The sequence below is a fragment of the Nitratidesulfovibrio termitidis HI1 genome (assembly GCF_000504305.1).
Taxonomy (GTDB): domain Bacteria; phylum Desulfobacterota; class Desulfovibrionia; order Desulfovibrionales; family Desulfovibrionaceae; genus Cupidesulfovibrio; species Cupidesulfovibrio termitidis.
In genome coordinates this window covers 342,388-354,693 of the sequence record NZ_KI632512.1, presented here as the reverse complement: position 1 = coordinate 354,693, position 12,306 = coordinate 342,388, and the positions used below count along the sequence as shown (strand labels likewise).

At 66.2% G+C, this 12,306-nt stretch carries 12 protein-coding genes, 1 tRNA gene and 1 other RNA gene; all 14 read left to right on the top strand.

The genetic code is table 11. The features are described from left to right. Positions 1-108 precede the first annotated feature (108 nt). The 14 genes from DESTE_RS01650 to rnpB all read left to right on the top strand — a co-directional run bounded on the left by DESTE_RS01650 (position 109) and on the right by rnpB (position 12,281). On the top strand, positions 109-609 hold the full coding sequence (locus tag DESTE_RS01650) for a HyaD/HybD family hydrogenase maturation endopeptidase (RefSeq protein WP_035064321.1): 501 nt from the start codon (positions 109-111) through the stop codon (positions 607-609). 49 nt (positions 610-658) lie between these two features. Further along, entirely contained in the window at positions 659-910 is a 252-nt protein-coding gene (locus tag DESTE_RS01645; protein WP_035064318.1) for a HypC/HybG/HupF family hydrogenase formation chaperone, read from the top strand. A gap of 143 nt (positions 911-1,053) precedes the next feature. Continuing rightward, positions 1,054-1,719, top strand: coding sequence for an arylesterase (locus DESTE_RS01640; protein ID WP_035064315.1), 666 nt, complete (start codon positions 1,054-1,056; stop codon positions 1,717-1,719). Positions 1,720-2,153: 434 nt separating this feature from the next. After that, complete coding sequence (gene ileS / locus DESTE_RS01635) at positions 2,154-4,979, top strand: isoleucine--tRNA ligase (protein WP_035064312.1); 2,826 nt, start codon at positions 2,154-2,156, stop codon at positions 4,977-4,979. Positions 4,980-5,101: 122 nt separating this feature from the next. After that, positions 5,102-5,599, top strand: a complete 498-nt coding sequence (lspA, locus tag DESTE_RS01630; protein ID WP_035064309.1) for a signal peptidase II — start codon at positions 5,102-5,104, stop codon at positions 5,597-5,599. 9 nt (positions 5,600-5,608) lie between these two features. Further along, positions 5,609-5,803, top strand: coding sequence for a PLD nuclease N-terminal domain-containing protein (locus tag DESTE_RS01625; RefSeq protein WP_035064306.1), 195 nt, complete (start codon positions 5,609-5,611; stop codon positions 5,801-5,803). 105 nt (positions 5,804-5,908) lie between these two features. Then, the gene (gene ybgF, locus DESTE_RS01620) at positions 5,909-6,910 is read left to right on the top strand and encodes a tol-pal system protein YbgF (protein WP_035064304.1); all 1,002 of its coding nucleotides are present in this window, start codon (positions 5,909-5,911) and stop codon (positions 6,908-6,910) included. Between the two features lie 33 nt (positions 6,911-6,943). Then, positions 6,944-7,387, top strand: a complete 444-nt coding sequence (locus tag DESTE_RS01615; RefSeq protein WP_035064301.1) for an NIL domain-containing protein — start codon at positions 6,944-6,946, stop codon at positions 7,385-7,387. Positions 7,388-7,823: 436 nt separating this feature from the next. After that, on the top strand, positions 7,824-8,570 hold the full coding sequence (locus DESTE_RS01610) for a protein phosphatase CheZ (RefSeq protein WP_035064298.1): 747 nt from the start codon (positions 7,824-7,826) through the stop codon (positions 8,568-8,570). 188 nt (positions 8,571-8,758) lie between these two features. Further along, positions 8,759-9,688: an NAD(P)/FAD-dependent oxidoreductase gene (locus DESTE_RS01605; protein ID WP_035064295.1), complete on the top strand. Its 930-nt coding sequence runs from the start codon at positions 8,759-8,761 to the stop codon at positions 9,686-9,688. Positions 9,689-9,823: 135 nt separating this feature from the next. Further along, positions 9,824-9,899: transfer RNA gene (locus tag DESTE_RS01600), tRNA-Ile, on the top strand. Positions 9,900-10,089: 190 nt separating this feature from the next. Continuing rightward, positions 10,090-11,124: a Nif3-like dinuclear metal center hexameric protein gene (locus DESTE_RS01595; protein WP_035064291.1), complete on the top strand. Its 1,035-nt coding sequence runs from the start codon at positions 10,090-10,092 to the stop codon at positions 11,122-11,124. Positions 11,125-11,142: 18 nt separating this feature from the next. Continuing rightward, positions 11,143-11,892 carry a zinc ribbon domain-containing protein gene (locus DESTE_RS01590; protein WP_035064289.1) on the top strand — a complete coding sequence of 250 codons (750 nt, stop codon included), beginning with the start codon at positions 11,143-11,145 and terminating at the stop codon, positions 11,890-11,892. A 25-nt stretch (positions 11,893-11,917) separates the two neighbouring features. Further along, an RNA gene (rnpB, locus tag DESTE_RS17345) (RNase P RNA component class A) lies at positions 11,918-12,281 on the top strand. Positions 12,282-12,306 lie beyond the last annotated feature (25 nt).

Here is a 12,306-nt window from a genome sequence, read left to right as displayed (position 1 = left end):
TCAGCGCCCACGCGGATAGCCAGCGCAACCTCACAAACCGGCGCATCGCCGCCGGATCGAGTGTACGGCCTTGCGCCGGGCCTTTTCCAACCCTATAGTACACCCCACATGAGCAATCGCCCCAACATCCTCGTCCTTGGCGTGGGCAACATCCTGTACACCGACGAAGGCATCGGCGTGCGCGCCGTGGAGGCGCTGCAAAAGGCCCATGCCTTCAGCGACAACGTCTCCGTCATGGACGGCGGCACCCTTGGCATGCGGCTCATGGACGCCATCATGGAGTGCGACCACCTGATCGTGGTGGACGCCGTGCTCGCGGGGGACGAACCCGGCGCCATCTACCGCCTGACCGGCGAAGACCTGCGCAAGAGCCTCGGCTTCAACGACTCCATGCACCAGACCGACCTCGTGGATACCCTGATCTTCTGCGAACTGGTGGGCAAACGGCCAGAGGCGGTGATCATCGGCATGGAGCCGCACGACTACCAGTCGCTGGGCACCGAACTTTCCCCCGTGGCGGGCCAGCGCCTGCCCCTGCTGTGCGACGCCGTGGTCGCCGAGGTACGCCGCGCGGGCGGCGACTGCACCCCGGCAATCGCCACGGCCTGAACAATCCGCCTGAACCAGTCAGGCTGACCAACCCGACGGAGCAGACCCGATGTGCCTCGCCATTCCCGCCGAGATCGTGGAAATCAATGAAGCCGGCATGGCCAAGTGTCGTGTGGGCAAGAGCGAAACCTACCTCAGCGTCTCGGCCATGCTGCTGCCCGAACGCCCCGCCATTGGCGAATATGTCATCGTGCACGCCGGGTTCGCCCTGCGCGTGCTGGACAAGGCCGAGGCGGAGGAAACCCTGCGGCTGCTGCGCGAAATGTCCGAGGCCATGGAAGGCCAGCCCGCCGGGTTCTAGGAATTCCGGGCTTCGCAATTCGCGCCCCGGTCCGGGCCACACCAAATTACGGGGAAGAACGCCGCGCCCGGCGCACGTTCTTCCCCCTTCCCTTTTCCCGGCCAGTTCCCCTTCCCTCAGGCAGGGACGCCCCGGAGGCCACCATGCCCCAGCCCCTTACCATCCTTGCCCTTGGCGACAGCCTGACCGAAGGCTACGGCCTGGAGCCGGACGCCGCCTTTCCCGCCGCGCTGGAACGGCTGCTGCGCGCGGGTGGCCCCTGCGCGCCCGCCATCGACGGAACGGTAATCAACCTTGGGCTATCGGGCGACACCACGGCGGGCGGCCTGCGCCGCCTGCGCGCATGGCTGACCCGCACCCCCGGCTTCGGCAACGCTGATGCCAAAGCCGACGCCGCACCCCACACCACCAAAAACGACGAGACACTTCCTGCGCGCTGCTTCGCCATCGTCGAACTGGGGGCCAATGACGGATTCATGGGGCTGGACCCCGAGGACATGGAAGAAAATCTGGCCGCCATTCTTGCCCTGCTGGCCGAACGGCGCGTGCCCGCCCTGCTGGCCGGGTTCAAGGCCGAATTCGCGGACGATCCGGACTACGCCGAAGCATATGACGCCCTGTTTCCACGCCTGGCCGCGCGGTTCGGCGTGCCCCTGTGGCCCTACGTGCTGGACGGCATCTGGGGCATGCCGGAACTGACACTGTGGGACGGCCTGCACCCCAACGCAGCCGGGGCGGAGCGCATGGCCCGCGAGGCCCTGCCGTACGTGCTGGACATGATCGGCAGGGCGGGGACCAACGGAAAGTAACGGGGGCGCAACACGCCGGATCAGTCAGGCGACACGCCCGTTCTGACGCGCCCGGCCCAATACGTCAGGTCCAATACGTCAGGTCCAATACGTCAGCCAAATACGTCGGGCAAATACGTCGGGCAGCCACTCCCATTCAGATTTCTCCCGTCAGGCGAATCTCGCTCCCCTTCCGTCCACAGCGCCAGGCTTTCTTCTCCGGTTACGGCAACCATCCCATGCCCCCGTCCCGCGCACGCCGCTCCCCTGCGCCCGCCGTCCCAATGTCCACGCGGGCCGCGCGCGGCTTGACTTCCGCACCTTCTTGAACCAATTACATCGTTTTGCATCACCCGGCGATGCGCGCCACGCGCGCCGTCACCCCCGCCGGGCGCGGCCATGCGCCGCCGGCCGGACCTTCCGGCATGCCGACACCTCCCAGGAGCAGCACGTCCATGAGCGACTACAAGAAGACCCTGCATCTGCCCGACACCAAATTTCCCATGAAGGCCAACCTCACCCAGCGCGAGCCGGAAATGCTCAAGTTCTGGGAAGGCATCGACGCCTACGCCGCCATGGCGCAGGCCTCCGGCCAGAAGGGCCAGTACGTCCTGCACGACGGCCCCCCCTACGCCAACGGGCACATTCATCTGGGGACGGCGCTGAACAAGATCCTGAAGGACATGGTGGTCAAGTCGCGCAACATGCAGGGCTACGCCGCCCGCTACGTGCCCGGCTGGGACTGTCACGGCCTGCCCATCGAACACAAGGTGGAACAGGAACTGGGCGAAAAGAAAAAGGAACTGCCCGCCCACGTGGTGCGCAAGCGCTGCCGCCAGTACGCGGAAAAGTACCTGGACATCCAGCGCAAGGAATTCAGGCGGCTTGGCGTGCTGGGCGCCTGGGACAAGCCCTATATGACCATGGACCCGGCCTACGAATCCGCCACCGCACGCGAGCTCGGCAACTTCGTGGCCGCGGGCAACGTGGTGCGCAGCAAGAAGCCCATCTACTGGTGCTGCTCGTGCCAGACCGCCCTGGCCGAGGCCGAGGTGGAATACTACGATCACACCTCGCCCTCCGTCTTCGTGCGCTTTCCCCTGCGCGACGCCAAGGCGGCAGAAGTGCTGGGCCTGTCCGCGGCGGACGCTGCCAGTGCCTACATCGTCATCTGGACCACCACTCCCTGGACCCTGCCCGACAACATGGCCGTGGCCGTGCACCCCGACCATGACTACGCCGTGGTCCGCCACGACGGCGCGCACTACGTGCTGGCCGCCGCGCTGGTGGAAAGCAGCGCCAAGACCTTCGGCTGGGAAAGCTACGAAATCGTGGCCACCGTGCCCGGCGCCAAGCTGGAAGGCCTGGCCGCCGCGCACCCCTTCTACGACCGCCCCTCGCCGGTGGTGCTGGCCGACTACGTGGTGCTCGATTCCGGCACCGGCTGCGTGCACACCGCTCCCGGCCATGGCCGGGAGGACTACGAGACCGGCCTGCGCTACGGGCTGGAAATCCTGTCGCCGCTGAACGACGAAGGCCGCTTCCTTGATTCCGTGCCCTTCTTTGCCGGGCTGAACGTGTTCGAGGCCAACCCCAAGGTCATCGAAAAGCTGCGCGAAGTGGGCCACCTGCTGGCTGAACGCAAGATATCGCACAGCTACCCGCACTGCTGGCGCTGCAAGAAGCCGGTCATCTTCCGGGCCACCACCCAGTGGTTCATCGCCATGGAAAAGAACGACCTGCGCGCCCGCGCGCTGTCGGCCATCCGCAACGACGTGCGCTGGATTCCCGCCTGGGGCGAGGAACGCATCCACAACATGATCGAATTCCGCCCCGACTGGTGCATCTCGCGCCAGCGCACCTGGGGCGTGCCCATCATCGCCCTGCTCTGCGAAGGCTGCGGCGAAGCGTGGAACGACGCCGCCTGGATGCGCGACATTGCCGAGCGCTTCGCCAAGCACCCCACCGGCTGCGACTACTGGTACGAAACGCCGCTGGAAGACATCGTGCCCGCCGGTCTGGCCTGCCCGCACTGCGGCGGCAACCACTGGAAGAAGGAAACCGACATCCTGGACGTGTGGTTCGATTCGGGCACCAGCTTCTCCGCCGTGCTGGAACAGCGCGGCGACACCGCGTTCCCGGCGGACCTGTACCTGGAAGGCTCGGACCAGCATCGCGGCTGGTTCCACAGTTCCCTGCTGGCCTCCATGGGCACCCGCGGCGTGCCGCCCTACCGCGCCGTGCTCACCCACGGCTACGTGGTGGACGGTGAAGGCCGCAAGATGTCCAAGTCCATCGGCAACGTCGTCGCCCCGCAGGAGATCATCGACAAGTTCGGCGCGGAAATCCTGCGCCTGTGGGTGGCCTCCGTCGATTACCGCGAAGACATCCGCATCTCGGATGAAATCCTCAGCCGACTGGTGGACGCCTACCGGCGCATCCGCAACACCTGCCGCTATCTGCTCGGCAACATCGACGACCTGACGCCCGAGGAAATCGTGCCGTTCTCGGTCATGGACCCGCTGGACCGCTATGCCCTGGACATCATGACCGATGCCCACGCCCGCATCCAGGAGGCGTATTCCGAGTTCGAATTCCACAAGGTGTTCCACACCCTGCACAACCTGTGCGTGACCGACCTCAGCGCCTTCTACCTCGACGTGCTGAAGGACCGCCTGTACGCCTCGGCCAAGGACAGCCCGGAACGCCGCTCCGCCCAGACGGCGCTCCTGCACATCCTGCTGGTGCTGGTGCGCGACATGGCCCCGGTGCTCAGCTTCACGGCGGAGGAAGTGTTCCGGCACATCCCCGAGGCGCTGCGCCCCGCCGTGCCCACGGTATTCGCCCTGCGCGGGTCCGATACGCCGCTGTACAACGTCAGCTCCGACGAGAGCGAACGGTGGGAGGCGGTGCTGGCCGTGCGTTCCGAGGTGACCAAGGCCATCGAGCCGCTACGCAAGGCAGGCACGGTGGGCCATTCGCTGGACACCCACGTCACCCTGTACGCCGACCACAAGCTGGCCACCCTGCTGCGCGCCGCCGGCACCGACCTGCGCGCGGTGTTCATCGTCTCCAAGCTGAACATCGCCCCGCTGGAAGACGCGCCGCACGACGCCTTTGCCTCCGAAGAAGTCAAGGGCCTGCGCATCGGCGTGGCCAAGGCCCCCGGCGCCAAGTGCGAACGCTGCTGGATCTACCACGAGGAACTGGGTGCCGACCCCGACTTCCCCGGCGCCTGCGCCCGCTGCACCACGGTGCTGCGCACCGGCGGCGCCGAGTAACGGCGACAACAGCGACAGCTGCGACAGCGGAAACTGCGGCAACTGGTCCGTTCATCCTCCCCACCCGGCGGTGTTAACCGCGCCGCCGGGCGGGGCATGCGCCCAAAGCCCCAAGAGGCCCCATGCGTCCCAGATTCGTCATGGTCTTCTCCATCGCCGCCGCCGTCATCGGCCTGGACCAGCTTACCAAGCTGTGGGCGGTGACGGCCATTCCGGAGCAGCATTCGGTGCCGGTCGTCACCGGGTTCTTCGACCTGGTCAACGTGCGCAACCGGGGGGCGGCCTTCGGCTTTCTGAACCGTTCCGACATCGAATGGCAGTTCTGGCTGTTCCTGGTGGCCACGGTGCTTGCCGTGTGGGCCATCATTTCGCTTACCCGCGCCGCGCAGGACGACAAGGTGCTGTTCACCGGGTTCGGCTGCATTCTCGGCGGCGCGCTCGGCAACCTCATCGACCGGGTGCGCTTTCGCGCGGTGATCGACTTTCTGGATTTCTACGTGGGCGACTGGCACTGGCCCGCTTTCAACGTGGCGGACATCGCCATCTGCGTGGGCGCGTTCCTGGCCTTCATCGCCATGTACCGCCAGCCCGCACCCCGCAACCGTTCGAACGCCCGGTAGGATACCCGCATGAACATGGCCCTGCTCATCCCCCTGCTTGCCATTCCCATCTTGCCCAACCTGTGGTGCATCTGGCATTCTTACAAGCACGAGTTCGACCGCCCGGCAGAAAAGGCCCTGTGGATGGCGGCCGGGATATTCCTTCCCGTGCTCGGCGGCCTTGCCTACCTCGTCTTCGGCCAGCGGCACGCCCGCAAGCCGTGACGCAGGCCCGGCCCACGCCCCTGCCGCGCCGCATGGTCGGCACCCGGCCCGGGCACCGAACCCTTACGCCCAGCAATTAGTGAACCGAAAGGCGGACCAAAAGCCATGAAGACCCGCATTCTTTACCGTCGCATCCTTCCCGTGTGCTCCCTGGCGGCGCTGGTGGCCCTTGTCGGCTGCGTGCGCCAGGAAGACGTGGACGCCCTGAACGCGCGCGTCATGCGCCAGGACCAGCAGATCCAGACCTTGAACTCGCAGCTTTCCGGCGTGCAGCCTGCCCAGGCGGACACCTGGTCGCAGGTTCAGTCCACCCGGCAGGAAATCGCCACTCTGCGCGGCCAGATCGACGACATGCAGATGCGCCTGAACGCCACCGGCGACCAGAGCCGCGACCTGCCCCAGATGCGCGACCAGTTGAACCGCCACGATATCGCCCTGCGGCAGATGGCCTCGCAACTGGCCATCGACATCGACAGCGTGCTGGCGGCCCCTGCGCCCGCAGGCGCCACGGGCGCCGTATCGTCCACCGGCACGACCCATGCGGGCGACCCCAATGCCCCGGTCCTGCTTGTAAACCCCGGCAAGGAGAACGGCTTTGTCGTCGCGCCATCGAGCCAGCCCACCGGGCCGGTCACGGTGCCCCCGGCGCAAAGCGGCACCATGGCCGTGACCAACGCGGAACCCGCCAAGGCGGCCCCCGCGCCCGCCGCCAAACCTGCCGCAGCAGCCGTGGACACGGCCCAGGCGCTGTACGACCAGGGCATGACGGCGTTCAACGAGCGGCGCTACAAGGATTCCGTGAAGGCATTCACCGATTTCACCGATACCTTCGGGAACCACAAGCTGACCAGCAACGCGTGGTTCTGGCAGGGTGAGGCCAACTTCCAGCAGCAGGACTATGCCCGCTCGGCGCTTGCGTACGAACAGGTCATCTCCAAGTATCCCAAAAGCCCCAAGTACGCCTCGTCGCTGCTCAAGCAGGGCATCTGCTTCTACAAGCTCGGCAAGAAGGACGCCGGCAAGGTGCGCCTGGACGAGCTGATCAAGAAGCTGCCCGATTCGCCCGAAGCACAGCGCGCCAAGAAGTTCCTGAGCGAGAACAAATAATCCGAGTACCCGGTGCTCCGGCCCGGAAACAGCATGACCGAACAGCAGACCAAGACCTACCGCAAGAACATCCATCTCACGTTCCCGCCCGAAATCTCGGGCAAGCCCATCGTGAGCGACCTGGTGCGCAGGTACGACCTTACCGTCAACATCGTGAAGGCCCAGATCACCCCGCGCAAGGAAGGCTATCTGACCCTGGAGATTTCCGGGGGCGAAGACAATTGCCTGAAGGGCATCGCCTATCTGCGCGAGCAGGACGTGACCGTCACCGACGCCTCGCAGCGCATCTCGCGCGACGAGGACAGCTGCATGCACTGTGGCATGTGCACCGCCATCTGTCCCACCTCGGCCCTGGCCATGGATACCGAGGCACGGGTAGTGGTGTTCGACAAGGACCGCTGCACCGCCTGCGGCCTGTGCACGCGGGTGTGCCCCGTGGGGGCCATGAACGTGGAAATGGAGAACGGCGGCCTGTAGCCGCCACTGCGGCAGCGGCCCTGCCCGTACAGACGTTGCCCGTATAGGTGTTGTCCGTATAGGCGTTGCCCGGACAAATGTTACCGGACAAATGTTACCGGACAAACGTTACCGGGCACTGCCGTACCCATCGCCGCCTTGCAATGACACACCCCGGCGGGGCGTGCGCGGAACCTGCCGCGCATGCCCCGCCTTTCTGTTGGCCCCCGCGTTCGGCACCCAGCGCCAGCACGTGAAGTAAGGCTGCCTGTTCCGCAGTTTTCCGCTTTTCCGACGGCTGACTATCTGCTAGGTTCGCCAATGCGGACGTCCGGCCCTTGGTCGAGTCCCAGATTCTGCCCGGTTCCGAAGCCGGATACGGACCAAAGCCGGACCCCACGTGCCACGCAGGCGCAGGCCGCGCGGCACGGCGCACACACCACAGCAGGAGCGCACAATGGTCACGCAGGAAGAACTGCTCGACAACGTGATGGAACGCGTGACGAACAACCTCGTCGTCAACATCCGCGACGTGCTTGCCGCCACCATCGAGCGGGAACTCACCACCAATCTCACCCGAGCCCTGGTGGAAAGCGAATTTTACCGCCGCATCAGCGACGACATGCGCGGGGGCCTGCAAACCATCTACCGAGAGATATCCACCGCCGCCAAGCCCGGCTCGCAGGAAGCCCCGGAAGGGGTGCAGCCGGTGGAGCGCGAAGACGCCGACCGTCTGTTCAACGAAGCCTCGCGCCAACTGGACGAAATCCTGGTCACCACGCAAGAGGCCACCGAATCGATCATGGACGTGGTCGAGGTGCAGATCGAACGCCAGAAGGAAGCGGCCGTGCTGATCGAGGCCGTGCGCGCCGGAGCGGGCGTGGAGCGGGCCCTTGAGCGCATGGTGCAGATCAACGCCGAACTGGGCGAGGGGCTTGTGGAAATCCTGACCACCCTCGGCTTTCAGGATCTGACCGGCCAGCGCATCAAGAAGATCATCGCGGCCCTGCGCACCATCGAAAGCACCGTCGTGGAGCTCTACCTGTCCACCGGCCTGCTGATCCGCGCGCGCGAGGAAGCCCCGGAAAAGGACATCTCGCAGATCGAGGCGGAAACCCGCCAGGTGGTTTCCGAACTGAAGGGACCGCAGCGCGGTGCCACGCAGGAAAACGTGGACGACCTGCTGGCCCAGCTCGGCCTGTAGAATTTCGGCCCGCAGAGGGGGGGGCACACCGCATCCCTCCCCCCCCTTGCCAGCCACTCCGGACTGCCTACTTTCTGGTTCGGCGCGCCATGCGCGGGCGGCCCCCTCCCGCAGTACCGCGCGCCCAGCCGGAAACACGCAACAGGCGCGCGGCCCCGCCGCCAGCGCCTTTCCTTACGGAGAAGCCCATGTCCGAATCCACGTCCGCATCCGCCAATGCCCCGCTGGTGATCATCGGCTCCGGCCCCGCCGGGCTTTCCGCCGCCATCTACACCGCCCGCGCGGGCATTCCCACGCTGGTGCTGGGCAGCGCTCCCAAGGTGGCGGGCGACTACGACATCGACAACTACTTCGGCTTCGACGAAACCATCTCCGGGCGCGACCTCATCGAGCGGGGCCGCAGGCAGGCCGAACGCTTCGGCGCGCAACTGCGCGAGGAACGCGTGCTGGCCGTGCACCATGGCGATGCGGGCGGCTTCCACGTCAAGACCGACAAGGGCGCCTACGACGCTTGCGCCGTGGTGCTGGCCACCGGGGTTGCCCGCGTGCGCCCCGGCATCGACAACCTTGCCGACTACGAGGGCAAGGGCGTTTCCTACTGCGTGAGCTGCGACGGGTTCTTCTTTCGCGGCAAGCAGGTGCTGGTGCTGGGCGAGGGCATCTTCGCGGCCAATCAGGCCCTGGAGCTGACCCAGTACACCCCGCACGTGTCCATCTGCACCCAGGGCAAGGCCCCCGTGCTCAATTCCGGCTTCGAACAGCGCCTCGCCGACGCGGGCATTGCCATCGATACCCGCAAGATCACGCGACTGGCCGGTGACAACGGCCTTGAGCGCGTGGTATTCGCCGACGGCACGGAAGCGGTTGCCGATGGCCTGTTCGTGGCCATGGGCGAGGCGTCGTCCCTCGACTTCGCCTACTCTCTGGGCGTGGAACGCAAGGGCGTGTTCCTGGTGGCCGATGACGAGCAGCGCACCAACATTCCCGGCATCTTCGCGGCGGGTGACTGCACCGGCGGTTTTCTGCAGATCGGCGTGGCCGTGGGCGAAGGGGCCAAGGCGGCCCGTTCGGCCATTGCCTACGCCAAGGAACAATGCGGAATCAGGAAGGCGGGGTGATGACGACCGGACAGGTGCTGGCGGTGTCGCCAGGGTGTGGCACGGGTTGCTTGACAGCCGCCACGCCCCGGCGTATCAGAGTCGGCTCACCGGTCAGCATTCCGGACATGATGCCGGGCCGCTCCGGTTACGTGCGGGCCTATAGCTCAATTGGCAGAGCCCCCGGCTCATAACCGGTTTGTTGCGTGTTCGAGTCACGCTAGGCCCACCAAATTTTCCCGGGCAGGCGCTTGCGCCGCCCCGGCACCGGGCACCGCCAGTGCCCCCTGCCGTGCAACAGAGCAACGGGACAGGAACGCGGACATTGGAGCAGCACCAATTCCGGAACCACGCCTTGCCGCTTCGAGGGTGCTTGCGCCGCGCAAATCCGGCGAAGCACCCTCTTTGCTTGGGAAATTTGCATGAAACGCTCTGAAATAATTAGCGTTATCGAAAAAACGGCACTTCCGGCATCCGCCGCCCAGTGGGACAGGTCGGGTATTCAGGTGGCCGGGCACGACGCGGAGGCCACGGCCCTCGCCGTCTGTCTGGACCCCACCCCCGCCGCCGTCGCCGCCGCCCTTGACCTTGGCGCCGACGTCATCCTGTCCCATCACCCGCTGGTCATGGCGCCCCGCGCGCTGGACACGCTGGACGACCACCACGCCGTGGCTGCTGCCGTATTGACGCGCGGGGCGTGGCTGTATGCCGCGCACACCTCGCTGGACGCCAATCCCGATGGCCCCGTGGGATGGCTGGCCCGCGAACTGTCGCTGGCCGCGCCCGAAGTGCTGGAACCCACGCTGCGTCAGGAACGGGTAACCCGGTGCATCGTGACGGCAACAACGCCCCCGCCGCACTGGGCAGACCTTTCCGGCGTGCTGGCGTACCGGGTGCTGGGCAACACCGCCGTGCTCAGTTGCGAGGCCGCTGCGTGGCCCGCCATCCGCGCGGCCATCGTCTCCAGCGCTCCCGCAGGTGCCGTGCCTGCCTTCCTGCCCGCCGAGCCGGAGCAGCCCGCGCGGATATTCGGCTTCGGCCTGGTGGGCGACCTGCCCGAGCCGCTTGAATTTACGGCCTTCGTCCGGCGTCTGCACGAGCTTGCCGGACGCGCCCACTGCCACGTCAGCGGCCCCGCCCCCGACATTGTCGGGCGGGTGGGCTACTGCACCGGTTCCGGCAGTTCGCTGGCCGATGCCGCCTTTGCCCGTGGCGCCGACGTGTTCGTCACCGGCGACGTGAAGTACCACACCGCGCTGGAAGCCCGTGGCTGCCTGCTCGACGTGGGGCACTTTGCCCTTGAAGAGGAAATGATGCGCCGCTTCGCCAACGGCCTGCGCACCGCGCTGCCCGGCCTGCCCGTGCATTTCCTGCCATCCAGCGATCCACTGCGGCTGCACCTGCCCGTTCCCCCCACGGGCACGGACGGCGGCCGCGTTCCGGAACATCCGGCCTAACCCGCATTTCAGGAGGATATGACGTTGAGCCTGTATCTCAAGCAGATCGAACAGCTTGTCGCCCTGCAGAAGGTGGACGACCACATCTACGGCATCAAGGCGGAACTGAAGAACGCGCCGCAGGAAGTGGAAGGGCTGCAACAGCGCTTCGACACCCTCGAGGAACAGCGCAACCGCCTCCTCGACAAGCTCACGCACCTGAAGGACCAGGAAAAGCGCCTCGGCACCGAGATCGAGGACGATTCCCTGCGCATCAAGAAGAGCAAGTCCAAGCTCATGCTCGTGGGTAACACCAAGGAATACCACGCCATGATGCGCGAAATGGACAACATGGAAAAGATGAACCGCTCGCGCGAGGAAGAAAAGCTGGCCCTGGCCGAAGAACTGCAACGCCAGACCGAGGCCATGGCCGAAATGGACGAGCGCTACACCGTCCTCAAGGCCGACCTGGAAGCCAAGAAGGCCAGCCTTGAAGCGCGCCTGACCGAAGCCGGTGCGGGCCTGGCCGACCTGGAAACCCAGCGCAACGCCGCCGGCAAGGAAGTGCCCGCGCCCGTGCTGAGCCGCTACGAATTCATCCGCCAGCGGCTGGAAAACCCGGTCATCGTGCCCGTGGACAAGGGCGTGTGCTCCGGCTGCCACATCTCCATCCCGCCGCAGAGCTACATCGAGCTGCAGAAGGGCACCCAGATTCTCAGCTGCCCCAACTGCCAGCGCCTCATCTACTGGAGCGAACACTTCTGCGTGGAAACCCCGGCCGCCGAATAGGCCGGACTCCGCACATCCGTTTTCGGGAGCCGGACGGGCTGTCGTCGCGGGCCGCAAGGCCCGGGGAGGAAAGTCCGGGCTCCGCAGGGCAGGACGCTGGGTAACCCCCAGGACGAGTGATCGTCGGACAGGGCCACAGAAAACAGACCGCCCGGCAGGTTCGCCTGCCGGGTAAGGGTGAAACGGTGGGGTAAGAGCCCACCAGCTGGCGCGGCAACGCGCCAGGCTCGGTAACCCCCGTCCGGAGCAAGACCAAATAGGGAAGCGTTCGAGGCCTGCCCGGCCGATGCTTCCGGGTCGGTTGCTTGAGGGTGTCGGTAACGGCGCTCCTAGAGGAATGACAGCCACCCGCAAGGGTACAGAACCCGGCTTACAGTCCGACTCCCGAACGTTGATCGAAAGGTAACGGGGGGA

Coding starts and splice junctions, on each gene's coding strand:
- DESTE_RS01650 (WP_035064321.1), top strand. CDS start 109: ATGAGCAATCGCCCCAACATCCTCGTCCTTGGCGTGGGCAACATCCTG.
- DESTE_RS01645 (WP_035064318.1), top strand. CDS start 659: ATGTGCCTCGCCATTCCCGCCGAGATCGTGGAAATCAATGAAGCCGGC.
- DESTE_RS01640 (WP_035064315.1), top strand. CDS start 1,054: ATGCCCCAGCCCCTTACCATCCTTGCCCTTGGCGACAGCCTGACCGAA.
- ileS (WP_035064312.1), top strand. CDS start 2,154: ATGAGCGACTACAAGAAGACCCTGCATCTGCCCGACACCAAATTTCCC.
- lspA (WP_035064309.1), top strand. CDS start 5,102: ATGCGTCCCAGATTCGTCATGGTCTTCTCCATCGCCGCCGCCGTCATC.
- DESTE_RS01625 (WP_035064306.1), top strand. CDS start 5,609: ATGAACATGGCCCTGCTCATCCCCCTGCTTGCCATTCCCATCTTGCCC.
- ybgF (WP_035064304.1), top strand. CDS start 5,909: ATGAAGACCCGCATTCTTTACCGTCGCATCCTTCCCGTGTGCTCCCTG.
- DESTE_RS01615 (WP_035064301.1), top strand. CDS start 6,944: ATGACCGAACAGCAGACCAAGACCTACCGCAAGAACATCCATCTCACG.
- DESTE_RS01610 (WP_035064298.1), top strand. CDS start 7,824: ATGGTCACGCAGGAAGAACTGCTCGACAACGTGATGGAACGCGTGACG.
- DESTE_RS01605 (WP_035064295.1), top strand. CDS start 8,759: ATGTCCGAATCCACGTCCGCATCCGCCAATGCCCCGCTGGTGATCATC.
- DESTE_RS01595 (WP_035064291.1), top strand. CDS start 10,090: ATGAAACGCTCTGAAATAATTAGCGTTATCGAAAAAACGGCACTTCCG.
- DESTE_RS01590 (WP_035064289.1), top strand. CDS start 11,143: ATGACGTTGAGCCTGTATCTCAAGCAGATCGAACAGCTTGTCGCCCTG.